Origin of the sequence: Enterobacter sp. 01-M-03-SI-ECC (assembly GCF_047530215.1) — a bacterium.
Lineage (GTDB): Bacteria > Pseudomonadota > Gammaproteobacteria > Enterobacterales > Enterobacteriaceae > Enterobacter > Enterobacter chengduensis.
Genome location: NZ_JBLKDA010000008.1, coordinates 46868 through 70762, shown reverse-complemented (window position 1 = coordinate 70762; position 23895 = coordinate 46868). Strand labels below are relative to the sequence as shown.

21 protein-coding genes and 1 other annotated feature are annotated in these 23895 nt (G+C 56.5%); of the genes, 10 read left to right on the top strand and 11 right to left on the bottom strand.

The window, feature by feature from the left end; genetic code table 11:
- Positions 1-43: 43 nt before the first annotated feature.
- Positions 44-3133 (top strand): beta-galactosidase, encoded by a 3090-nt coding sequence (locus tag ACMWKK_RS09960; RefSeq protein WP_112781122.1) that lies wholly within the window; start codon positions 44-46, stop codon positions 3131-3133.
- Between the two features lie 38 nt (positions 3134-3171).
- Here the strand turns inward: ACMWKK_RS09960 and ACMWKK_RS09955 are convergent, their stop codons facing one another.
- Complete coding sequence (locus ACMWKK_RS09955; protein WP_112781123.1) at positions 3172-4014, bottom strand: nickel/cobalt efflux protein RcnA; 843 nt, start codon at positions 4012-4014, stop codon at positions 3172-3174.
- A gap of 132 nt (positions 4015-4146) precedes the next feature.
- Here ACMWKK_RS09955 and ACMWKK_RS09950 point away from each other — a divergent pair, with 132 nt between their 5' ends.
- On the top strand, positions 4147-4419 hold the full coding sequence (locus tag ACMWKK_RS09950; protein WP_028012182.1) for a metal/formaldehyde-sensitive transcriptional repressor: 273 nt from the start codon (positions 4147-4149) through the stop codon (positions 4417-4419).
- On the opposite strand, the gene ACMWKK_RS09945 is transcribed toward ACMWKK_RS09950, so the two are convergent.
- Positions 4412-5977: an EAL domain-containing protein gene (locus tag ACMWKK_RS09945; RefSeq protein ID WP_112781124.1), complete on the bottom strand. Its 1566-nt coding sequence runs from the start codon at positions 5975-5977 to the stop codon at positions 4412-4414. The two genes, ACMWKK_RS09950 and ACMWKK_RS09945, sit on opposite strands and share 8 nt — an antisense overlap.
- 220 nt (positions 5978-6197) lie before the next feature.
- Between ACMWKK_RS09945 and ACMWKK_RS09940 the strand changes: the two genes are divergently transcribed.
- The gene (locus ACMWKK_RS09940; RefSeq protein ID WP_006176933.1) at positions 6198-6458 is read left to right on the top strand and encodes a type B 50S ribosomal protein L31; all 261 of its coding nucleotides are present in this window, start codon (positions 6198-6200) and stop codon (positions 6456-6458) included.
- Between the two features lie 2 nt (positions 6459-6460).
- Positions 6461-6601 (top strand): type B 50S ribosomal protein L36, encoded by a 141-nt coding sequence (gene ykgO / locus ACMWKK_RS09935; protein WP_003859006.1) that lies wholly within the window; start codon positions 6461-6463, stop codon positions 6599-6601.
- Here the strand turns inward: ykgO and ACMWKK_RS09930 are convergent.
- A complete protein-coding gene (locus tag ACMWKK_RS09930; protein ID WP_045328389.1) occupies positions 6598-7308 on the bottom strand; it encodes a GNAT family N-acetyltransferase in 711 nt (236 codons plus the stop codon). The two genes, ykgO and ACMWKK_RS09930, sit on opposite strands and share 4 nt — an antisense overlap.
- 100 nt (positions 7309-7408) lie before the next feature.
- Between ACMWKK_RS09930 and ACMWKK_RS09925 the strand changes: the two genes are divergently transcribed.
- Positions 7409-8869 (top strand): PLP-dependent aminotransferase family protein, encoded by a 1461-nt coding sequence (locus ACMWKK_RS09925; RefSeq protein WP_112781125.1) that lies wholly within the window; start codon positions 7409-7411, stop codon positions 8867-8869.
- Here the strand turns inward: ACMWKK_RS09925 and ACMWKK_RS09920 are convergent.
- From ACMWKK_RS09920 to acrA, 6 genes are all read right to left on the bottom strand, one after another.
- The gene (locus tag ACMWKK_RS09920; RefSeq protein WP_045328391.1) at positions 8841-9308 is read right to left on the bottom strand and encodes a YlaC family protein; all 468 of its coding nucleotides are present in this window, start codon (positions 9306-9308) and stop codon (positions 8841-8843) included. The two genes, ACMWKK_RS09925 and ACMWKK_RS09920, sit on opposite strands and share 29 nt — an antisense overlap.
- A 117-nt stretch (positions 9309-9425) precedes the next feature.
- Entirely contained in the window at positions 9426-9977 is a 552-nt protein-coding gene (maa, locus tag ACMWKK_RS09915) for a maltose O-acetyltransferase (RefSeq protein WP_045328392.1), read from the bottom strand.
- Between the two features lie 206 nt (positions 9978-10183).
- Positions 10184-10402: an HHA domain-containing protein gene (locus tag ACMWKK_RS09910; RefSeq protein WP_008499287.1), complete on the bottom strand. Its 219-nt coding sequence runs from the start codon at positions 10400-10402 to the stop codon at positions 10184-10186.
- Positions 10403-10429: 27 nt separating this feature from the next.
- Entirely contained in the window at positions 10430-10804 is a 375-nt protein-coding gene (gene tomB / locus ACMWKK_RS09905) for an Hha toxicity modulator TomB (protein WP_008499288.1), read from the bottom strand.
- 510 nt (positions 10805-11314) lie between these two features.
- Positions 11315-14461, bottom strand: coding sequence for a multidrug efflux RND transporter permease subunit AcrB (acrB, locus tag ACMWKK_RS09900; protein WP_112781126.1), 3147 nt, complete (start codon positions 14459-14461; stop codon positions 11315-11317).
- Between the two features lie 22 nt (positions 14462-14483).
- Positions 14484-15677: a multidrug efflux RND transporter periplasmic adaptor subunit AcrA gene (gene acrA / locus ACMWKK_RS09895; protein ID WP_045328396.1), complete on the bottom strand. Its 1194-nt coding sequence runs from the start codon at positions 15675-15677 to the stop codon at positions 14484-14486.
- Positions 15678-15817: 140 nt separating this feature from the next.
- Here acrA and acrR point away from each other — a divergent pair, with 140 nt between their 5' ends.
- Together acrR and mscK are read left to right on the top strand one after the other, a co-directional pair.
- On the top strand, positions 15818-16471 hold the full coding sequence (gene acrR / locus ACMWKK_RS09890) for a multidrug efflux transporter transcriptional repressor AcrR (protein WP_161656322.1): 654 nt from the start codon (positions 15818-15820) through the stop codon (positions 16469-16471).
- 112 nt (positions 16472-16583) lie between these two features.
- On the top strand, positions 16584-19949 hold the full coding sequence (gene mscK / locus ACMWKK_RS09885) for a mechanosensitive channel MscK (RefSeq protein WP_112781127.1): 3366 nt from the start codon (positions 16584-16586) through the stop codon (positions 19947-19949).
- A 40-nt stretch (positions 19950-19989) separates the two neighbouring features.
- On the opposite strand, the gene rsmS is transcribed toward mscK, so the two are convergent.
- Entirely contained in the window at positions 19990-20181 is a 192-nt protein-coding gene (gene rsmS, locus ACMWKK_RS09880; protein ID WP_406542789.1) for a pleiotropic regulatory protein RsmS, read from the bottom strand.
- 14 nt (positions 20182-20195) lie between these two features.
- The gene (priC, locus tag ACMWKK_RS09875; protein ID WP_045328400.1) at positions 20196-20723 is read right to left on the bottom strand and encodes a primosomal replication protein N''; all 528 of its coding nucleotides are present in this window, start codon (positions 20721-20723) and stop codon (positions 20196-20198) included.
- Between the two features lie 50 nt (positions 20724-20773).
- Here priC and ACMWKK_RS09870 point away from each other — a divergent pair, with 50 nt between their 5' ends.
- From ACMWKK_RS09870 to dnaX, 3 genes are all read left to right on the top strand, one after another.
- On the top strand, positions 20774-21151 hold the full coding sequence (locus tag ACMWKK_RS09870) for a DUF454 family protein (RefSeq protein WP_032638552.1): 378 nt from the start codon (positions 20774-20776) through the stop codon (positions 21149-21151).
- Positions 21152-21302: 151 nt separating this feature from the next.
- Complete coding sequence (gene apt / locus ACMWKK_RS09865) at positions 21303-21854, top strand: adenine phosphoribosyltransferase (protein ID WP_000127359.1); 552 nt, start codon at positions 21303-21305, stop codon at positions 21852-21854.
- Between the two features lie 88 nt (positions 21855-21942).
- Positions 21943-23871: a DNA polymerase III subunit gamma/tau gene (gene dnaX / locus ACMWKK_RS09860; RefSeq protein ID WP_112781129.1), complete on the top strand. Its 1929-nt coding sequence runs from the start codon at positions 21943-21945 to the stop codon at positions 23869-23871.
- Positions 23201-23265: a sequence feature (DnaX frameshifting element), on the top strand. (Overlaps the previous gene by 65 nt.)
- Positions 23872-23895: the final 24 nt, after the last annotated feature.

The window sequence follows — 23895 nt, the reverse complement described above, 5'->3', positions numbered from 1 at the left end:
GCATGTTAACTCAAAATTGTGAGCGCTTCGCAAAGAGGTTGATATGTCCAACATCCCTACGCTGACCCTCAGCGCCCTCCTGGCCCGTCGGGACTGGGAAAACCCCGTCGTCACCCAGTGGAACCGTCTTCCCGCACACGCGCCGCTAAACAGCTGGCGCAATGAGCCCGCTGCCAGAGAGGATACTGGATCCGTCAGCCGACACTCTCTTAACGGGCTTTGGCGGTTTAGCTACTTTACCGCGCCGGAGCAGGTTCCTCAGGCATGGGTAAGCGAAGATTGTGCAGATGCCGTTGCGATGCCCGTGCCGTCTAACTGGCAGATGCAGGGGTTCGACACGCCCATCTATACCAATGTCACCTATCCAATCCCCGTTAACCCGCCTTATGTGCCGCAGGAAAACCCGACCGGTTATTACTCGCTCACATTTGAAGTGGATGAGGTCTGGCTGCAGGGCGGGCAGACCCGCATCATCTTTGACGGCGTGAACTCGGCGTTTCATCTGTGGTGCAACGGACGGTGGATCGGCTACTCCCAGGACAGCCGGCTACCCGCCGAATTTGACCTCTCGACGGCGTTACGCCCCGGGCAGAACCGCCTGGCGGTCATGGTACTGCGCTGGTGCGACGGCAGCTATCTGGAAGATCAGGACATGTGGCGCATGAGCGGCATCTTCCGCGATGTGACGTTGCTGCATAAACCGCCTACCCAAATTGCCGATTATCACGTGGTAACGGACCTGAACGCAGAGCTGGACCGCGCGGTGCTGAACGTGGAGGTCGCGCTGGCAGGCGCTGGCTACGCGGAGTGCGACGTGGCGATAACGCTGTGGCGCAACGGCGAACGCTGTGCCAGCGCTACCCAACGGCCAGGCTCTGCCATCGTGGACGAACGCGGCAGCTGGGCCGAGCGGCTAGCGGTGGCGATCCCCGTCGAGCGTCCCGCGCTGTGGAGTGCTGAAACCCCGGAACTGTATCGCCTGACGATTACGCTACTCAATCCGCAGGGAGAGGTGCTCGAGGTTGAGGCGTGCGACGTTGGCTTCCGCCGCGTTGAGATCAGCAACGGCCTGCTGAAGCTCAACGGTAAACCGCTGCTGATCCGCGGGGTGAACCGGCACGAGCATCATCCGGAAAACGGCCAGGTGATGGACGAAGCGACCATGCGTCGCGATATCGAAATCATGAAGCAGCACAACTTTAACGCCGTGCGCTGCTCGCACTACCCGAACCATCCGCTGTGGTACCGGCTTTGCGATCGCTACGGGCTGTACGTCGTGGACGAAGCGAATATCGAAACGCACGGCATGGTGCCAATGAGCCGCCTGGCTGACGATCCGCGCTGGCTGCCCGCAATGAGCGAGCGCGTGACCCGCATGGTGCAGCGGGATCGTAATCATCCCTCAATTATCATCTGGTCACTGGGCAACGAGTCGGGCCACGGCGCAAACCACGATGCATTGTACCGCTGGGTGAAGTCCACGGATCCGACGCGCCCGGTGCAGTATGAAGGCGGCGGCGCGAACACGGCGGCGACCGACATTGTTTGTCCGATGTACGCCCGGGTCGACTGGGATCAGCCCTTCCCGGCAGTGCCTAAATGGTCAATCAAGAAATGGATCGGCATGCCGGACGAAACGCGTCCGCTGATCCTCTGTGAATACGCCCACGCGATGGGGAATAGCTTCGGCGGGTTTGCGAAATACTGGCAGGCGTTTCGCAGCCATCCTCGCCTGCAGGGAGGATTTGTCTGGGACTGGGTCGATCAGGCTTTGACGAAGCAAGATGAAGCGGGCAATCCGTTCTGGGCATACGGCGGTGACTTTGGCGATAAGCCGAACGATCGGCAGTTTTGCCTCAATGGCCTGGTGTTCCCCGACCGCACGCCGCACCCGGCGCTTTACGAGGCGCAGCGCGCCCAGCAGTTCTTCACCTTTACGCGGGTCAGCACCTCTCCGCTGGTGATTGAGGTGCAAAGCGGCTACCTGTTCCGCCACACCGATAACGAGGTGCTGAGCTGGACGGTTGCCCGTGACGGGGAGGTGCTGGCTTCGGGTGAGGTGACGCTGGCGATGGCGCCTGAAGGCGCGCAGCGTCTGGAGATCGTGCTGCCAGAAATAAAAGCCGAACCGGAGGAAGTCTGGCTCAACGTCGAAGTACGCCAGCCGCGGGCAACGCCGTGGTCACCGGCAAACCATCGCTGCGCGTGGGAGCAGTGGCCGCTTCCGGCCCCACTCTTTATTGCTCCGCCAGCCCAGGCGGGCGAGCCTCCGGTATTAACGAAAACCGACCGCTTCCTGGAGATCGCTCATCGTCAACAGCGCTTGCTGTTCGATCGCGCATCCGGAAACCTGAGCCAGTGGTGGGGAAATGGCGTGGAACTGCTGATTTCACCGCTGACGGATAGCTTCAGCCGCGCACCGCTGGATAATGACATCGGCGTGAGCGAAGCGACGAAAATCGATCCGAACGCGTGGGTGGAACGCTGGAAAGCGGCGGGCATGTACGATCTCACCTCCCGCGTACTGTCTTGCGATGCAGAGCAGCTTGCTCGCGAGGTGGTGGTCAACACCCTGCATGCCTGGGAGTACCAGGGTAAAGCGTTGTTCCTGAGCCGTAAAACCTGGCGGGTGGACGAGCAGGGCATACTGCATGGCGATATTCAGGTCGATGTGGCGTCTGATATCCCCGAGCCCGCGCGGATTGGCCTGAGCGTTCATCTCGCCGAAACGCCTGAAGCCGTTTCCTGGCTGGGGCTGGGACCGCATGAAAACTACCCGGACAGAAAGCTCGCGGCGCAGCAGGGGCGCTGGACGCTGCCTCTTGAGGCCATGCACACGCCGTATATTTTCCCGACGGAAAACGGTTTGCGCTGCGATACCCGTAAACTGGTACTGGGAACGCATCAGCTGAACGGTCATTTCCATTTCTCGGTCAGCCGCTATAGCCAGCAGCAGCTACGAGAGACCACCCATCATCATCTGCTGCGCGAAGAGCCGGGATGTTGGCTCAACCTCGATGCGTTCCATATGGGCGTGGGCGGCGACGATTCCTGGAGCCCCAGCGTCTCGCCGGAATTCATCCTGCAGGCACGCCAGCTTCGCTATACCTTCAGCTGGCAGCAGAACCCTTAACTGACCGGGAGAGGCGGCCACCGGGCGTGGCCGCAGTCTTATGCCAGAATGCCGCTCAGGCCGTGCAGGCTCATGTAAATCCCTACCACGGTAATCAGCGCGGCAGAGATCCACGGGGCTTTACGGGAGAACTCGCTAAATCCGGGCCAGCGTTTTGTCGCGTGTTTGAGGCTTAAGGCGGCAATCGCGCCGGACGCGACAAGGGTCAACGCCAGGCCAATACTGAAGCTGAATACCAGCGTCGCGCCGAGGGCAAAGTGCTTCAGCTGCAGGCAGATGAGCAGTACGGTGATGGAGGCCGGGCAGGGGATAAGCCCGCCGGTCAGGCCAAACATCACGATCTGCCCGGTGGTGACGTTTTGACCGCTGAAGCGCCGGTTAATATCCTGCGCGTGCGCGCGCTGGTGGGCGTCCTGCCACTCTTCTTCAATCAGCGTGTGCTCGTGGTGGTGATGATGATCATGATGGTGGTCATGGTCATGGTCATGGTCATGGTCATTGTGGTGGTGATCATGGTCGTGATGATGACGATCGTGCGGCTGGCTCTCTTTCCAGGTTCGCCACGCCATCCACAGGGCGATCGCCACGATCAATACACCGGAGATCAGCTGGAACCAGGGTTCGGACGTATGCGCATCCCAGCCCCGACCAAACCACAATCCCGCCATCGCAACCAACCAGACCACCGCGGTATGGGAGAGCGTTGCGGCCAGGCCGAGCAGAACCGCCTGTTTCAGCGTGCCGCGAATGGCCACAATAAAGGCGGCCATCATGGTTTTTGAATGTCCAGGCTCAAGGCCATGTAGCGCACCGAGCAGGATAGCACTGGGAACAAACACCCAGGCATTGCCCTGCTGAAGGAGTGAAGCAAAATCGGTCATGGGAAAATCCGGTAGGGATGCGTGCGCAAATACTACTCCCCCCCAGTAGCATAATACTACCCCCCAGTAGAAAAATACTCAGGGGGAGTAGAGCGTGATATGCTTTAAAAGCCAAAAATAAAGGATCAAGAGATGTCACATACCGTTCGCGACAAGAAAATGTTATTGACTCGCCTGAAGAAAATTCAGGGGCAGAGTACGGCGCTGGAAAAAATGCTTAACAGCGATCACGAATGTGCCGAGGTGTTACAGCAGCTGGCGGCAATCCGTGGGGCGGTCAATGGGATGATGATGCAGGTGATCGAAGGGCATTTAACCGATCATGTAGTGAAAGAGCCTGAAGAGGCGCAGCGTGAAGCCGATCTCGGCGTGGTGTTGCAGGTGATCAAATCCTACCTCAAGTAGCGTGTACGCTGAGGTTATTTTCTGCCCAAAGAATAAATTCCGTTTTTGGCAGCGCTTTACTGTAGTACCAGCCCTGGCCGAACTGCACGCCGTGTCTGTGCAGCCAGGCGAGCTGTCCTTCCGTCTCGACGCCCTCGGCCACCATCGCCAGCTTCAATGACTTCGCCATTTCAATGATGTGCGGCGTCACGTTTTTATACTCAAGCGCATCCACGAACGACTTATCAATCTTGAGCGTGTCGACGTCGAGATCCTGCAGATAGCTCAGGCTGGAATAGCCCGTGCCAAAATCATCAATATAGACTGGGTGCCCCGAACGGCGGAATGCGGCGATAGCCGGCGCGCTAATTTTTGGATCGGCAAAGCCGCGCTCGGTGAGCTCAAGGGCAATTTGTTTTGGATGGACCTGCCACTTATTCAGCAACTGACTCAGCAGCGGCGGCAGCGTGCCGGAGGTCAAATCGGCGGGTGCGAGGTTGATGGAGATGTGCTGATCGGCGTGAAGGTGTAGCCAGGCGCCCATGTCCTCGAACACCTTTTCGATGACGAGCTGCGTCAGCTGGGAGATAAGCCCGGTTTGTTCAGCAAGAGGGACAAAGATATCCGGTGAGAGGCTGCTTCCGTCCGGCTGGGGCCAGCGCGTCAGCGCCTCAGCACCCACGATTTTTCCGCTACAGAGCGCCACTATGGGCTGATAGTGAACCACAAAATCGCGGCTGTTAATGGCATCCAGCAGGCGATTGCGGGGGGACTGGATACGTCGCAGTATTCGCAGGACGAAGAGCGCGGCGAGCAGGCTTATCAACATGCCGAACGGTAACCAGAAGAGAAGCTGCCGGTGCCAGGTTTGAGCCAGAGGTTTGAGCGCTGCCCAGGCGACGATGGTAAAGCCCAGCTCGGGGATGGGCTTCATGACGTACATTGAACCCTTGTACTCTACGCTGGTCATTTCCGTGCCCCGGATCGCATCGCGAACGTGCGGATCGAGATTTTTACTGCTGGCAAAGATGAGGTGCGTTGTGCTGCTTACCAGGGCGGCATCAACCGCGATATCGCCGAAGGGGATCACATCGACCAGCGAGGCCGGATCGACCATGACAAGATAATGACCTTTACCCAGCGCGGCCATGTAGCGATGAAACCCAAGATCGTTTTGCGCGGTTAACCACGCGCTGTAGCCGTCTTCGGTCATGCGCATCGGCGGAGGAAAAGGGGCGGCATGGCTGGTTTGCTCCAGGGAGGAGCAGAGCGGTTGAAGGTTATCGATATAGATCACCTCCTGCACATAGCGCCATGAGAAAGCCGCCCGGCGCATCTCCCTTAGCTGCAACGGGCTGCACGGTGCGCCCTGAAAGCCCTGCAGATGATTGAGCGCTTCTTTTGCCTGGGCCACGACCTTGTCGGTTCGAATCTGCACGCGCGAGGCATAGTTTTCCAGCGCATCGACAAAATCATCTTCCGCCTGGCGATGGGCCAGCCAGATGCTCAGGCAAATGGGAACCAGCACGGAAAAGATAAGTATGCCAGTCACCAGACTGACCAGATGTCGAGTTTTCATGCTGTCGTGTCCTTCCTCGTATACCCGATCCTGAGCACTGAGTTCCCTGCCTGAAGAGAAAGATTTTACCGCGAAATGATATAGTTATAGCACGCGGGTGGCAGGGTTTTCATTTTATCTCCGACAAACCAGAAAATATCCGTCAGACGAGAGGGGTTGTTTTTTCAACCTGGCCTGGATATTATTTTGTTATGTTATAACAAAACATAAAGGATTTACGATGAAACCTAATATCCACCCAGCCTATCGCACCGTGGTTTTCCACGACACCAGCGCGAATGAATACTTCAAGGTTGGTTCAACCATTAAGACCGACCGCGAAATTGAACTCGACGGTGAAACCTATCCCTACATCACCATCGAGGTTTCATCAAAATCGCACCCGTTTTATACCGGTAAGCAGAAAACGTTCTCCACGGACGGCAGCGCAGCGCGCTTCCGCAAGCGTTTCGGCGGGTTTCTTAATGCGAAGCGGGGTTAGCCATGCAGGTACTTAACTCATTGCGCAGTGCAAAGCAGCGTCACCCGGATTGCCAGATAGTCAAACGCAAGGGACGCTTATACGTGATTTGCAAATCCAATCCGCGCTTTAAGGCGGTTCAGGGACGTAAAAAAAGACGCTAGACGCGCGCTTCTCGCCAGCTTTCCAGGGTTCTTTTCTGTTTGCCATCGGCAGTAAAATTGTCGATGGCAAGCCAGCTTTCAAACGCGCTCGCCAGCGTTGGCCATTCTTTATCGAGAATCGAAAACCAGTCGGTATCCCGGTTGTGGCCTTTTATCACCAGCGCCTGGCGAAAGCGCCCCTCAAACTGAAAGCCCAGCCGCAGTGCCGCTTTGCGGGAAGGTTCGTTCAGGCTATTGCACTTCCACTCATAGCGCCGGTATCCCAGGGTATCGAACACATACCGCATCAGCAGATATTGCGCTTCCGTCGACATTGGCGTTCGGCTTAAGAGAGGAGAAAAGTGAACGTGCCCCACCTCTATGACCCCGTTTTTAGGATCGATCCGCATCAGAGCCAGCGTTCCGACCGGCGCCTGGGTCTGATTATCAATCACGGCAAAGTGCATCGGGTCAGATAACTCACTTACGCTTGCCACCCATTCGGCAAACGCCTCTGCGGTAGCATCGGGTTCACGCAGCAGCCACGTCCAGCTGCGCGTATCGTCGGCCTGGGCATACGCAGAGAACAGCGCGTGGGCATGCGCCACGCGCAGCGGCTCGAGCCGACAATGGCGGCCTTCAAGGACCACCCGGGACGGATGCGGGCGAGGTTGCCAGTCCTGAAGCGGGGCGCCTACAGGCTGTCCGAACTGATTGAATGTCTTCATCTTAATTTCCGTGACGTTGAAAGAACTTCAGACTAGTGAATTGCTGGTTCCTTAAAAAGAACCACTGCGCTATGTTTTGATGGTGCCACGAGGAGTGAAGATGAATATACCGGGTGATGAATTTTATGCCCTGCTCAACGCAGCCCTGAAAAAACGTGGAGAAGAGACGCTCCAGCGCGGGCTCTATCTCGCGCTGCGGGAGGCGATTCTGTGCGGAAGGCTAAGGTCGGGCAGCCAGCTTCCCGGTTCGCGGACCCTGGCTCAGCGGCTCTCCCTTTCCCGCAATACCGTCAATGCGGCGCTGGACCAGCTCTCGCTCGAAGGGTATTTGCAGCGTAATCGCCAGGGAACGCGTGTGGCACAGCTCGCCCACCGTTCTGCCACCCGGACATTGCCGGACCCTGCCATCACGCTCGCAAAACGGGTTGGACTGCTGCCTGCGCCGGTGCCCCGCGACACGCCGGTTCTGGCGTTTACCCCAGGCACGCCGGCCATCAACTATTTTCCCCTGCCGCTGTGGCGGCGGTTGTACGATCGCGTGATGCGGGAGGAGGGAAATGCCCTGTTAGGGTATGGCGACCCGGCCGGAGAGCCGTCGCTGCGGGCCGCGATTGCCCGCCACCTTGCCCTCTCCCGCGGTATCGACTGCGACGCCAGCCAGATTGTCATCACGGAAGGGGCGCTGGAGGGTGTGAATCTCTGCACCCTGCTGCTGAGCGAGCCGGGGGACGTTGCCTGGGTAGAAAACCCCGGCTATGGCGGGGCGAAGAGCGCATTTGTTAAAACCGGCCTGACCATGACGGGGATCCCGGTGGATGACGAGGGAATGTGCTGGGAAGGGCGGGATGCGCCTGCTCCCTCACTGATTTTTACCTCACCTTCTCATCAGTTCCCTTACGGCAGCGTGCTCTGCGCGCGACGGCGGCTGGCGCTGCTGGCGCTGGCCCGGCAGCACAACGCGTGGATCATTGAAGACGACTACGACAGCGAGTTCCGTTATGCCGGTGAGCCCGTACCGGCGATGCTGGGAATGGTCAACAATGCGCCCGTTGTGTATCTGGGGACGTTCAGCAAAACGCTGTTTCCGTCGCTCAGAATGGGGTTCATGGTATTGCCTCCTGCGCTGGCGAAAGTGGCTCGCCCGGCTATCGGCTCGCTGCTGCGCGGCGGCCATCGTGCGGAACAGCGCACGCTGGCGCTGTTCATTGAGGAAGGCCACTATGCCCGCCATCTTGCCGCCATGCGTCGGCTTTACCGTAAACGCTACCGCCAGCTGCGGGAGGTACTGAGCGCAGAGCTGCACTCTCCGCACCGCATTCTGGCCGGGGAAGGCGGGATGCACCTGACGCTGGCCATAGACGGTATTGACGACAAGAGGCTGGTGGCGCAGGCGAGGGCGTTTCAGCTGGCCCCCGCGGCACTGAGCGGGTATTACCTGGAGGCGAAGCAGGGGCAAACCGGTCTGGTTTTAGGCTACGGCAATACCTCTGCTTCTCAGTTTGCGCCGGGGATCCGCCGCCTGCAGGCGTTAATTACGCAGCAGCAGGGCGGGAAAGGGTAAAGACGTCATAGAAGGAGAGCTGACCTTTAGTGGAGACCATCTTCTGCAGCTTCTCTTTTTGTACGGTTTCAACGGCCGGAGAACGCATGATGCTGTCGATCAGCTCCGCTGGCACGTAGCGCGTGTTATACCATTCCCCGTTGTAGCAGACACGGAAATCGAGCACGTCGATATCTTCGTAGCGGTAGCGCGGATTCACGTCGAAAAAGAAAAAGGCGTTAAAGACGACAAACAGAACAACCAGCAGCCAGACGGAATCTACCAGCGTTTCGGACTTTAGCATCACAATCAGCGTCGCCAGCCAGGCGGCATACATGGCGACAAACAGTCCAGGATGTTTGCGAATAAAGCTAATGCTAAAGCGCGGGCGATTGTCGCGCTTTTCGCGGAGGTTAAGATCGTCGATGGTGGCGGTAAGCAGGCGCTGTATCTCGGTCATTTTTTGCCTTCATAAGAGTTGACAATACAGGGTGACTGCCAATTTTAGGGGAGCCAACAGGCTGAAAAAAGTAACAGTCTGGCCCTAAAAGTCCATAACAGTTGACTCCCCGAAACCTCACAGCGTTTTGATGATTTTTGCCGGGTTGCCCCCTACGACGACGTTAGCCGGGACGTCTTTCGTCACCACGGCGCCGGAGGCCACCACCACATTATCACCAATAGTGACGCCAGGGTTAATGACCGCCCGGCCACCAATCCAGACGTTATTGCCAATGCTGACCGGTTTTCCAAACTCCACGCCGCTGTTTCGTTCCTCCGCGTCCAGCGGGTGGGTTGCCGTATAAATATGAACACCCGGCGCGAGCATACAGTTATCGCCAATATGAACAGGGCAGACGTCCAGCATTACGCAGTCAAAGTTAGCGTAAAAGTTTTTACCCAGATAAATGTTATATCCATAATCGCAGCGGAAGCTCGGCTCGATATACGCCCCTTCGCTGGTGCCCAGAAGTTCCGCCAGAATGTTCTGGCGTTCTGTTTTTTCATCAGGCGCGGTGTGGTTAAAACGGTAAACCAGATGGCGGGCCCGCAGTCGGTCGGCCCGTAACGTCTCATCGCCGGGGCGGTAATGTTCACCGGCAATCATTTTCTGTTTTTCTAAGCTCATTGGATACCTCGCTGGATGTGATTACCGCAGGGTAATCGGAACAGGCCAGGAGGGGAACGTTCCCGAAAAGCCGATGTGACTGGAGTCACAACATTGCTGCTGCTGAACGCGTTTTACACGGATACCTGGCCTGGGCACAGGGAGCATAACGGGATAGGTAAAAAACTCAGAACGTGGCGTAGAACTCTACAGACACCCTTCAAAGATTAACGGACAAATTTCCATACAGAAGTAGGAATTTTGTCATATAGCTTATTCATGGTCAGTTCAGCAAGACGATGGTCAGCGGCTGAATAAAATACCGCCAGTTCATTATCCGAGAGCTCGTATTTATTCTTTTCAATGACGCGCTCAAGCGTGTCGATTGACTGACAACGTCGTAAGCGCATCAAATAATCGATCTTTGTGAGTGGTTTATCAGACATAAATTCACCTTAGTAATTGTAATAATTTTAACAGGAAAGACTAACCGGGTTAGCTCTGCTCACGTTGACAAAACAGCGGAATAGCCGGTTTCCCGATTTACGCCATTTTTGCAAATCCTGGGCGTTAATGCCGTAACTGCTGAACAACATAAAGGTGTCGTCCAGGTATTCATCAATTTGCTCAATGAGCTTATTATCTTCATTGTACTTAATTTTATAATTAAGTGCGAAGGTTGCGATATGCTCTATCAGCTCATTCAACTGTAAATTGATGGCAGACGTTGGGTCGTTTACCCAGCCATGGTTGCTTTCATCAAGATTGGCAAGGCAGTCATGGTACAAGGATTCGCAGAGAAATTTCAACTGTGCGATATCATGTCTTTTTGGCGAGTACTCGTCCATAGCGCATCCCCTTCTGAGTGATTTCTTACTCACCGAACATCATTGTCGGGATGGATACAACTGACTTAGCTACATGAGCGCTGTGTTCCTGATAACCTAACTATAAGCCACTCCCTCCTGGATTTCATCGCGCTATTACGAAAAATTACAAATAAAACCGCAGACTGCGAGCAGGTACGCAAAGGGGCATCCGGAACCCAACATTTTTAACCCAATTAATGAGCGTGTTTTATCGCTTCCTTACGTTTCATTGGCTTAGCAAAAATGATGAGAAAAGTTCGGATTCGGTCTTTTCTTTGTAAGAACTTTTTATTAGGAATATTCCTAATAGTTTACGCGGAGAAATGAAATTAAAAAAATCCTGAATTCACCGATTAAGTTATCAGTTAATTATGATATGTCTAATTAAGATGGCAGAAAATAAATAAAACCACAATAAGCGTAATTTATGATTTTTTCTGAAAATAAAAAAGGCCGCAAATGCGGCCTTTTTATCATGTGAAACCGGTATCAGTGAGGTTCTACCGAATGACGGTGTTCAATATCTTCATTCTTTCGGCTAAAGCGGCGGCGAACCACCACGAAGAACACCGGTACGAAGAAGATAGCGAGTACGGTCGCGGTAACCATACCGCCCATCACGCCTGTACCTACCGCGTTCTGCGCGCCGGAGCCCGCACCGGAGCTGATAACCAGCGGCAGTACGCCGAGGATAAACGCCAGTGACGTCATCAGGATGGGGCGCAGACGCATACGAACGGCCTCAAGCGTCGCCTCAATCAGGCCTTTGCCTTCTTTCTCCATCAGATCTTTGGCGAATTCAACGATAAGTATCGCGTTCTTCGCCGACAGGCCAATGGTTGTCAGCAGGCCTACCTGGAAGTAGACGTCGTTGGTCAGTCCACGGAACGTTGCCGCAAGCAGCGCACCAATTACCCCAAGTGGTACCACCAGCATAACGGAGAACGGAATTGACCAGCTCTCGTACAGTGCCGCCAGACACAGGAACACCACAATCAGTGAAATGGCGTACAGAGCAGGGGCCTGGTTACCGGACAGACGTTCCTGATAGGACATGCCGGTCCAGTCGTAGCCGATACCTGCAGGCAGCTTGCTTGCCAGTTCTTCCATCAGGTTCATGGCTTCACCGGTGCTTCGGCCCGGCGCGGCCTGACCGAGGATCTCCATGGATGGCAGGCCGTTATAGCGTTCCAGACGCGGCGAACCGTATTCCCAGCGTGACGTTGAGAACGCCGAGAACGGTACCATCTGACCATTGCTGCCGCGCACGAACCAGTTATTGATATCGTTTGGCAACATACGGTACTGCGCCTCTGACATCACGTACACTTTCTTCACGCGACCGCGGTCGATGAAGTCGTTAACGTAGCTACCGCCCCAGGCTGCGCCCAGCGTGGTGTTGATGTCGGTGATGGATACGCCCAGCGCCTGGGCTTTTTCCTGGTCGATATCGATTTTGTACTGCGGCGTATCTTCCAGGCCGTTTGGACGCACGCCGACCAGCAGGTCAGGGTGCTTAGCCACTTCGCCAAACAGCTGGTTACGCGCCTGCGTCAGCTTTTCGTGTCCCAGACCAGCCTGGTCAATCAGCTGGAAGTCGAAGCCGGTCGCGGTACCCAGCTCAACAATTGCTGGCAAGTTGAAGGCGAAGACCATCGCATCTTTAATCTGCGAGAAGGTGCCCATTGCCCGGCCGGTAATCGCCTCAACTTTGTTCTCTTTGCCCGGACGTTCAGACCAGTCTTTCAGAGAAACGAAGGCAATACCGGTGTTCTGACCACGACCCGCAAAGCCAAAGCCGTTAACCGCAAACACGGATTCAACGTTGTCTTTCTCTTTGGTGAGATAGTAGTCCGTCACTTCATCCAGCACTTTCTGGGTTCGCTCTTGCGAGGCGCCCGCCGGAAGCTGTGCCATCGTCAGGAACACGCCCTGGTCTTCATCCGGCAGGAACGAGCTTGGCAGACGAACGAACAGGAAAGCCATGCCCACCACGATGATGATATAGAGCAGCAGGTAACGACCGGTGCTGCGCAGGATGTTACCTACGCTGTCGGTGTAGTGGTGCGTGCTCTTATCAAACATGCGGTTAAACCAGCCGAAGAACCCTTTATGCTCGCCGTGACCGCCTTTCTGAATTGGCTTCAGCATGGTGGCACACAGCGCAGGCGTCAGGATCAACGCGACCAGAACCGACAGCGCCATCGCGGAAACAATGGTAATCGAGAACTGACGGTAAATCGCACCGGTTGAGCCCCCGAAGAAGGCCATCGGGATAAATACCGCCGACAGCACCATCGCGATACCGACCAGCGCGCCCTGGATCTGACCCATTGACTTACGGGTCGCTTCCTTCGGCGGCAGACCTTCTTCCGCCATGACGCGCTCGACGTTCTCTACCACAACGATGGCGTCATCCACCAGCAGGCCGATGGCGAGCACCATCCCGAACATCGTCAGGGTGTTTATCGAGTAGCCAAATATCGACAGGATCGCAAAGGTCCCGAGCAGAACAACCGGCACGGCAATCGTTGGGATAAGCGTCGCGCGGAAGTTTTGCAGGAACAGGTACATCACCAGGAATACCAGGATGATCGCCTCAACCAGCGTCTTCACCACTTCATGAATCGAAATTTTAACGAACGGCGTGGTGTCGTACGGGTAAACGATTTTCAGACCTGACGGGAAGAACGGTTCCATCTTCTTCAGCTCTGCGCGGATCGCCGTGGCGGTGTCCAGGGCGTTAGCGCCTGTCGCCAGTTTGATACCCAGACCGGAAGCCGGTTTACCGTTGAACTTCGCGATAATGTCGTAGTTCTCACCGCCCAGTTCTACTTTCGCCACGTCGCGCAGGCGAACCTGCGACCCGTCCTGATTCACTTTCAGCAGAATTTTGCTGAACTCGTCGGCCGAGGTCAGACGGGTCTGCGCGATGATCGAGGCGTTAAGCTGCTGGCCCTTCACCGGCGGCGTACCGCCTAACTGACCGGCTGCTACCTGGGCGTTCTGCGCTTTAATCGCGCTGATGACGTCAACCGGGGTCAGCTGGAAGTTGTTCAGCTTGTTCGGATCCATCCAGATGCGCATCGCGTACTGGGAACCGAACAGCTGCACGTCACCCACACCGGCAGTACGGCTGATGGCGTCCTTCATGTTGGCACCCACGTAGTCGGAAATATCCTCCTGCGTCATGGTGCCGTTGGTGTTGATAACGCCGACAACCATCAGGAAGCTGCTGGACGATTTCTCGACGCTCACGCCCTGCTGTTGTACTTCCTGCGGCAGTAAAGGCATCGCCAGCTGCAGTTTGTTCTGCACCTGAACCTGCGCAATGTCAGCATCCGTACCTGACTGGAAGGTCAGGGTGATCTGCACTGTACCGGTGGAGTCACTGTTTGAGGACATGTACATCAGGTTATCGATACCGTTCATGTTCTGTTCGATAACCTGGGTGACGGTGTCCTGCACCGTTTTCGCATCAGCTCCCGGGTAGGTTGCGGAGATGGTCACCGCCGGTGGCGCAATCGTTGGATATTGCGCGACAGGCAGCTTCAGGATCGCAAGTCCCCCGGCCAGCATGATAATAATGGCGATCACCCACGCAAATATGGGGCGATCGATAAAGAAATTAGGCATGTCTTAACGGCTCCTGTTTAAGTTAAGACTTGGTTTGTTCTGACTGGCCAGCGGCCGAAGCCTGTTGTTTATCGTCAGACTTCACTTCCTGTGCTTTAACCTGCGCGCCAGGACGAACTTTTTGCAAACCAGAAACAATCACGCGATCGCCATCTTTCAGACCTTCCGTCACCAGCCACTTATCGCCAATCGCCTGGGTAGCGGTGATATTGCGCGTTTCGACTTTGTCATCAGCTCCCACAACCAGCGCGCTCGCATCGCCGCGTGGCGTACGGGTCACACCCTGCTGTGGAACCAGAAGTGCGGTTGGGTTGGTACCTTCTTCCAGACGCGCGCGAACAAACATACCCGGCAGCAGATTTTTGTCAGGGTTCGGGAAAATCGCGCGTAAGGTGATGGAACCGGTGGTCTGGTCAACCGTCACGTCAGAGAATTCCAGCGTACCTTCCTGCGGGAACTTGATGCCGTCGTTGGTCACCAGCTCCACTTTGGCTTTGCCGTTTTCCTGTTTCAGGGTGCCGTTTGCCAGCTCCTGTTTCAGGCGCAGGAAATCATTGCTGGACTGCGTCACGTCAACGTAAATCGGATCGAGCTGCTGCACGGTCGCCAGGGCAGTGGTCTGGCCGTTCTGCACCAGAGCACCTTCCGTGACGGAAGACTTACCAATGCGACCGCTAATAGGTGAGGTCACTTTGGTATAGGCCAGGTTAATGCGCGCGGTTTCGACGGCTGCTTTCGCTGCCACAACGGCTGCGTTAGCCTGCTGTGCATCTGCCAGGGCGGTATCGTAATCCTGTTGGCTGATGTACTTAGTGCCGAGCAGTTTTTGATAGCGGTTCAGCGTCACCTGGGCGATTTTGGCTGCGGCTTGCGCTTTTGCCAGGTCGCCTTTCGCGCTTTCATACGATGCCTGATAGGTTGCTGGATCAATCTGATACAGAGACTCACCGGCTTTCACATCACCGCCTTCGGTGAAGTTACGCTTCAGAATAATGCCGCTCACCTGAGGACGCACTTCCGCAATACGGTAAGCACTTGTCCGGCCTGGTAATTCGGTGGTGATTTGTAGAGGTTCAGATTTGAGCGTCACGACGCCTACTTCTGGCGCCTGCTGAGCTCCTTGTTGAGCCGGTTTGTCGTCACATCCTGTTAGCGCTAAGCTGCCTGAAAGCATCAGAACGACCGCCAGAGGCGTTAACCCTCTGTTTTTGTTCATATGTAAACCTCGAGTGTCCGATTTCAAATTGATCAAGGGTCCTGAGTCTAAAACCCATTGCTGCGTTTATATTATCGTCATGCTATGGTACATACATTCACAAATGTATGTAAATCTGACTCCTGTAAATTCACCCACCTATGGCACGAAAAACTAAACAACAAGCGCTTGAAACCCGACAACACATCCTTGATGTGGCAATACGTTTGTTCTCGCAGCAGGGTGTTTCTTCTACCTCGCTGGCACAAATTGCTCAGGCTGCCGGTGTGACGCGGGGAGCGATTTACTGGCATTTTAAGGACAAGTCAGATCTGTTCAGCGAAATCTGGGAGCTTTCAGAGTCCAGCATTAGCGATCTCGAGAGTGAGTATCGGGCAAAATTCCCTGACGATCCACTCTCAGTATTAAGAGAAATATTAGTATATATCCTTGAAGCAACGGTAGTTGAAGAACGTCGCAGATTAATGATGGAAATTATTTATCATAAATGCGAGTTCGTGGGAGAAATGGCGGTGGTGCAGCAGGCGCAACGCAGCCTCAGCCTGGAAAGCTATGACCGTATCGAACAGAACCTCAACCAGTGCATGCAGGCCAAACTGCTGCCGGCCAACCTCCTGACCCGTCGGGCGGCCATCCTGATGCGCAGCTACATCTCGGGCCTGATGGAAAACTGGCTTTTTTCGCCACAATCCTTTGATCTCAAAGAGGAAGCCCGCAGCTACGTCGCGATTTTACTGGAAATGCTTCAGCTCTGCCCGACGCTGCGCAACGACGCGCCTTCGCTAACGGCCTGATCCTTTCCAGGATTTATCTCAGAGGATAACGTTCGCGCTATTCTGCTTTCGGCGAGCGTGATATTCTTCACGCCGGACTATTTTCGGTCATCTTCTGACATCATTCACAACTATGCTGCCCATCAATCGCTCGCAACATCCTGTTTTTGCATTGCTCCTTGCGGTGCTGTTTTTCTTTGCCACGGCGCCGCTGACCTGGGCCCGCGCCGATAACAGCAATGATATTCCCTCGCGCGCTGATGTTCAGTCTCAGCTCGACACGCTGAACAAGCAAAAAGAGCTCTCTCCGCAGGAGAAACTCACCCAGCAGGACCTGACGGAAACGCTGGAAACGCTGGATAAAATTGAACGCGTCAAAGCTGAAACCGCCCAGCTGCGCCAGAAGGTGGCGCAGGCGCCTGAGAACATGCGTAAAGCGACGGAATCGCTAAATGCCCTGAGTGACGTTGATAACGACGACGAAACGCGCAAAACGCTCGCCACGCTCTCCTTGCGTCAGCTTGAGACGCGCGTCGCCCAGTTGCTCGATGACCTGCAAACGGCGCAGTCCGATCTCGCCACCTATAATAGCCAGCTTGTCTCCCTGCAGACCCAGCCCGAGCGCGTGCAAAACGCGATGTACGCCGCGTCTCAGCAGCTGCAGCAGATCCGCAACCGCCTCAACGGAACCACGGTGGGCGAAGGTACGCTGCGTCCGACGCAGCAAACCCTGCTGCTGGTTCAGCAGGCATTGCTCAACGCGCAGATTGATCAGCAGCGTAAAAGCCTGGAAGGGAATACGGTGCTGCAGGATACGCTGCAGAAGCAGCGTGATTACGTCACCGCGAACATTAACCGTCTGGAACACCAGCTTCAGCTGCTGCAGGAAGCGGTCAACAGCAAGCGCCTGACGCTAACGGAAAAAACCGCCCAGGAGGCCGTATCCCCTGACGAAACCGCCCGCATTCAGGCCAACCCGCTGGTGAAGCAGGAGCTTGAGGCCAATCACCAGCTTAGCCAGCGCCTGATACTGGCCACGGAAAACGGCAACTCGCTGGTTCAGCAAAATATTAAAGTGAAGAACTGGCTGGATCGCGCGCTGCAGGCGGAACGCAACATCAAAGAGCAGATCGCGGTCCTGAAGGGCAGCCTCCTGCTGTCGCGTATTCTCTACCAGCAGCAGCAGACGCTCCCGTCCGCCGATGAGCTGGAGGACATGACCAACCGCATTGCGGATTTACGTCTGGAACAGTTTGACGTCAACCAGCAGCGCGATGCCCTTTTCCAGAGCGATACCTTTGTCGCCAAAATTGAAGAAGGGCATTCCAGCGACGTGAACCCGGAAGTGCACGACGCGCTGCTCCAGGTTGTCGATATGCGTCGCGAACTGCTGGACCAGCTCAACAAACAGCTGGGTAACCAGCTGATGATGGCCATCAACCTGCAGATCAACCAGCAGCAGCTGGTGAGCGTCTCGAAAAGCCTGCAGGAGATCCTGACCCAGCAGATTTTCTGGGTAAACAGCAACAAGCCGATGGACTGGGACTGGATTAAATCCTTCCCTGAGACGCTGAAAACGCAGATCAAGAGCATGAAGATCACCGTGAACTGGGAGAAAGCCTGGCCTGCGGTGACGATTGCCTTGCTGGCGGGTTTACCGCTGCTTCTCATCGCGGGGCTGATTCGCTGGCGTTTGAAATGGCTGAAAAAATACCAGGCGAAGCTGGCCTCCGAAGTGGGGCAGCTGCGCAACGACAGCCAGCTCCATACGCCTAAAGCGATTCTGATCGATCTCATTCGCGCCCTGCCGGTGTGCCTGATTATTCTGGCCGTGGGCCTGATTCTGCTCACCATGCAGCTCAACGTCAGCGATCTGCTGTGGGCGTTCAGTAAAAAACTGGCGCTGTTCTGGCTGGTGTTTGGGCTGTGCTGGAAGGTGCTGGAAAAAGACGGCGTGGCGGTGCGTCATTTCAACATGCCGGCGCAGCTGACCAGCCACTGGCGTCGCCAGATCGTGCGCATCAGCCTGGCGCTGCTGCCGCTGCACTTCTGGTCGGTTGTCTCTGAGCTTTCTCCGCTGCATCTGATGGATGACGTGCTGGGCCAGCTGGTCATCCTGCTGAACCTGCTGCTGATTGCGATCCTGATGTGGCCGATGTGCCGCGACAGCTGGCGTGATAAAGAGTCCCACAATATTCGCCTGGCGACCGTGACGGTGCTGGCGATCATTCCGCTGGCGCTGATGGTGCTGACGGCAACGGGCTACTTCTATACCACGCTGCGCCTGTCCGGACGCTGGATTGAAACGGTCTATCTGGTGATCGTCTGGAACCTGCTCTATCAGACCGTGCTGCGCGGCCTGAGCGTGGCGGCCCGCCGTATTGCCTATCGCCGCGCTATCGCGCGTCGTCAGCACCAGGTGAAAGAGGGAGCCGAAGGCGCGGAGCCGCAGGAAGAGCCGACCATCGCGCTGGAACAGGTTAACCAGCAGACGCTGCGCATCACCATGCTGGTGATGATCGCCCTGTTTGCCGTGATGTTCTGGGCTATCTGGTCCGATCTTATTACCGTTTTCGCCTATCTCGACAGTATTACCCTCTGGCAATACAACGGAACCGAAGCGGGCGCGGCGGTCATGAAAAGCGTGACCATGGGCAGCCTGCTGTTTGCGCTGGTGTCGTCGGTGGTGGCCTGGGCGCTGATCCGCAACCTTCCCGGCCTGCTGGAAGTGCTGGTGCTGTCCCGCCTGAATCTGCGGCAGGGGGCGTCATATGCGATTACCACGATCCTCAACTACGTGATCATTATCGTCGGCGCGACGACGGTCTTTGGCTCGCTGGGCGTATCGTGGGATAAACTGCAGTGGCTTGCTGCCGCGCTGTCGGTCGGCCTCGGTTTTGGCCTGCAGGAGATCTTCGGTAACTTCGTTTCTGGCCTGATCATTCTGTTTGAACGTCCGGTACGTATCGGCGATACCGTCACCATCGGCACCTTCTCCGGGACCGTCAGCAAGATCCGTATTCGCGCGACCACCATTACCGACTTCGATCGCAAAGAGGTGATCATCCCGAACAAAGCGTTCGTGACCGAGCGTCTGATCAACTGGTCACTCTCTGATACCACGACGCGCGTGGTGATCCGCCTCGGCGTGGCCTACGGTTCCGATCTGGACAAGGTGAAAGAGGTACTGCTGAAAGCGGCGAACGACCATCCGAAAGTGATGCACGATCCGGCGCCGTCGGTGTTCTTCACCACCTTTGGTGCAAGCACGCTGGATCACGAGCTGCGCTTATACGTTCGCGAGCTCCGCGATCGCAGCTACACCGTTGATGAGCTTAATCGCGCTATCGATCGCCTGTGCCGTGAAAACGACATTAATATCGCCTTCAACCAGCTTGAGGTTCACCTGCACAATGAGAAAGGTGACGAGCATACGGAAGTGAAGCGCGAGATTAAGGGTGATGACAACTCTAACCCTCACCCTAACCCTCTCCCTTGAAGGGAGAGGGAACAGTTGGGTGCGGGCTGAATGATTGTCACTAGTCTGCTTTTCCCCCTCTCCCCTTTGGGGAGAGGGCCGGGGTGAGGGGGGAGGGTAATTTACCCTCAAAATCCTTTCTCACTATCTCCAGCGCTTTCAGCACCGTTTCGGCGGGAATATCATGATTCTCCAGCAGCATAATTAAATCGACGGCCAGCTTGACCTCATCGGGTGCATTTTCCAGTGACATGGGTGTGGCTCCTGTTAGCGGGTCAAACGTTCAATGACGCGTTCAATCTCGTCCAGCGCCTGACGGCAGCGCACAATGCGTCCTTCCAGCGCGCTAATCTCGCGCATCAGTAATTGCTGTTCTTCCAGCGTTTCGCTGTTGTTCAGCCGCACTTCGCGCTCGCGCTTCATCTCAAACAGGCGGCGCTCGAACTCCTGGTTCTCCAGCCGCTTGCGCTGCCATTTGCCGAGCCCGGGGGAGGCGCTGTCCCAGGCGCGCAGCGGCCAGGCGGCGATTTCGCGATGCAGCGCGATGATCTGCTCGGTGAGATGCTCGGCAAGCCACGCCACCTGTTCCTGCTGTTTATTCTCAACCGCATGGCGAAGCTCGTCGAGGTTGGTCTGCGCTTCGGCAAGGTAATCCTGAAATACGGTGCTGCGGGTGCGAAAAAGCTGCCGGTCAAAGCGCGGTTTCAGCGTGGCGTGCCCCATCAGCGGCGTGGCCTGCTCCCGCAGAGCAATCAGCTGATTTTGCAGCTTCTCAAGAAGCAGTGCTGTTTTCAAGACGCTCTCCAGTGGTAAAGTAGCCGTTCAGTTTGATAACGATTCGCATTATGCAGCGTACTATTTTAATCATCATTGGCTGGCTCGCGGTAGTGCTTGGCACGCTGGGCGTGGTTTTACCCCTGCTGCCGACCACGCCGTTTATCCTGCTGGCGGCCTGGTGCTTCGCCCGATCGTCACCGCGCTTTCACCACTGGCTGCTCTATCGCTCATGGTTTGGCGGCTATCTGCGGCACTGGCAACAGCATCGGGCCATGCCGCCCGGGGCGAAGCCGCGCGCGATCGCGGTGATCCTCATCACCTTCGCCATTTCATTATGGCTGGTGAAAATGATGTGGGTGCGGATCCTGCTGCTGGTCATCCTGACCTGCCTGCTTATCTTCATGTGGCGGATCCCCGTGGTTGATGAAAAGCAACAAAAGCACTGAAGCCTCATAATGGCTGTTGCAATTATTGCGTACAGCCAGTAAATTCGACCGTTTTCGAGCACAGGCGCGCCTGGTTAAAGGTTAAACGATTGTTACCTTTGCCCACGCGTTGCGCGCCGTGAGTAACACTGTTTCATTTAGGCACAAACCGATGACCGCAACTGCACAGCAGCTTGAATATCTGAAAAACAGCATCAAAAGCATCCAGGACTATCCAAAGCCTGGCATTCTTTTCCGTGATGTCACCAGCTTGCTGGAAGACCCGAAAGCGTACGCGCTCAGCATTGAACTGCTGGTCGAGCGTTATAAAAACGCCGGGATCACCAAAGTAGTAGGTACCGAAGCCCGTGGCTTCCTGTTCGGCGCACCGGTTGCGCTGGCGATGGGCGTGGGGTTTGTGCCGGTGCGTAAGCCGCGCAAGCTGCCGCGCGAAACCATCGCAGAAAGCTACGAGCTGGAGTACGGCACCGATCAGCTGGAGATCCACGTTGACGCGATCAAGCCTGGCGACAAAGTGCTGGTGGTGGACGATCTGCTGGCAACCGGCGGCACCATTGAAGCGACCGTGAAGCTGATCCGCCGTCTGGGTGGGGAAGTGACCGACGCGGCCTTCATCATCAACCTGTTCGATCTCGGCGGTGAACAGCGCCTGGAAAAACAGGGTATTACCAGCTACAGCCTGGTGCCTTTCCCGGGTCACTAATCCCGGTTTTCACAACCTCGCTCAATGGGTGAGGTTGTGATAGCATTCCCCTCCATAAATTCACCTTCCAGCGTTGCAGAGCCTGCCCATGAGTTATCAGGTGTTAGCCCGTAAATGGCGACCACAAACCTTTGCTGACGTTGTCGGTCAGGAACATGTGCTGACGGCCCTGGCGAACGGCTTGTCGCTAGGTCGCATCCATCACGCCTATCTTTTCTCCGGTACCCGCGGCGTCGGTAAGACCTCTATTGCCCGCCTGCTGGCAAAAGGTCTCAACTGCGAAACCGGGATCACCGCCACGCCGTGCGGCGTGTGCGATAACTGCCGGGAAATCGAGCAGGGGCGTTTTGTCGATCTGATCGAGATCGACGCCGCCTCGCGCACCAAAGTGGAAGATACCCGCGATCTGCTCGATAACGTGCAGTACGCCCCGGCGCGCGGCCGCTTCAAGGTCTACCTGATCGATGAAGTGCACATGCTGTCGCGCCACAGCTTCAACGCCCTGCTGAAAACGCTGGAAGAGCCGCCCGCGCACGTGAAGTTCCTGCTGGCGACCACCGATCCGCAAAAGCTGCCGGTCACCATTCTGTCACGCTGCCTGCAGTTCCATCTGAAGGCGCTGGATGTCGAACAGATCCGCGCGCAGCTTGAGCACATTCTTGATGAAGAGAAGATTGTCCACGAACCGCGCGCCCTGCAGCTGCTGGCCCGCGCGGCGGACGGCAGCCTGCGTGATGCGCTCAGCCTGACCGATCAGGCGATTGCCAGCGGTGACGGCAAGCTCTCCACCGAGGCGGTCAGCACCATGCTCGGCACGCTGGATGACGATCAGGCGCTGTCGCTTATTGAAGCCATGATTGCCGCCAACGGCGAACGCGTGATGTCGCAGGTGAACGCGGCCGCTGCCCGGGGTATTGAGTGGGAAGGGCTGCTGGTGGAAATGCTCAGCCTGCTGCACCGCGTGGCGATGCTCCAGCTTTCTCCGTCGGCGATTGGCGCGGATATGGCCGCCATTGAAAAGCGGATGCGTGAACTTGCCCGCACCGTACCGCCTGCCGACGTGCAGCTTTACTACCAGACGCTGCTGATTGGTCGCAAAGAGCTGCCGTTTGCGCCGGATCCGCGTATGGGCGTAGAAATGACGCTGCTGCGCGCGCTGGCGTTCCACCCGCGCATGCCGCTCCCGGAGCCGGACGTGCCGCGCCAGTCATTTGCCCCGGTCGCCCCGACGGCGGTGATGTCACCGCAGCAGGTGCCTCAGCAGCCGACGCCGCCACCGCAGCAGAACGTGCCGCTGTCGGATGCCACCAGTTCGGTGCTTGCCGCGCGCAGCCAGCTGCAGCGTGCGCAGGGAGTAACCAAACCAAAAAAGAGTGAACCGGCAGCGCCAGGAAGAGCGCGGCCGGTGAACAACGCCGCGCTTGAACGACTGGCCTCGGTAACGGAGCGCGTGCAGTCGCGTCCGGCACCGTCCGCGCTCGAGCAGAAAGCCCCGGTGAAAGAAGAGGCTTACCGCTGGAAGGCGACCACCGTTGTTGACACGGTGAAGGAAGAGGTTGCCACGCCAAAAGCGCTGAAAAAGGCGCTGGAGCATGAAAAAACGCCGGAGCTTTCCGCGAAGCTTGCCGAAGAGTCCATTGCGCGCGACGCCTGGGCCGCCGAGGTCAGCAAACTCCAGCTGCCGAAGCTGGTCGAGCAGGTTGCGCTGAACGCCTGGAAAGAGCAGGACGGCAATCAGGTGCGTCTGCACCTGCGTCCGGGCCAGCGTCACCTCAATTCCCCTGGCGCGCAAAAGGCGCTGGCCGAGGCGCTCGCCACATTGCAGGGGGCGCCGGTTGAATTGACTATCATTGAAGATGATAATCCGTCAGTGAAAACGCCGCTCGAGTGGCGCCAGGCCATTTATGAAGAGAAGCTCGCGCAGGCGCGCGAGGCGATTATTGCGGATAACAACATTCAGACCCTGCGCCGGTTCTTCGACGCCGATCTGGATGAAGAGAGTATCCGCCCCATTTGATCGTGAGTCTGACTTACGGTTGTA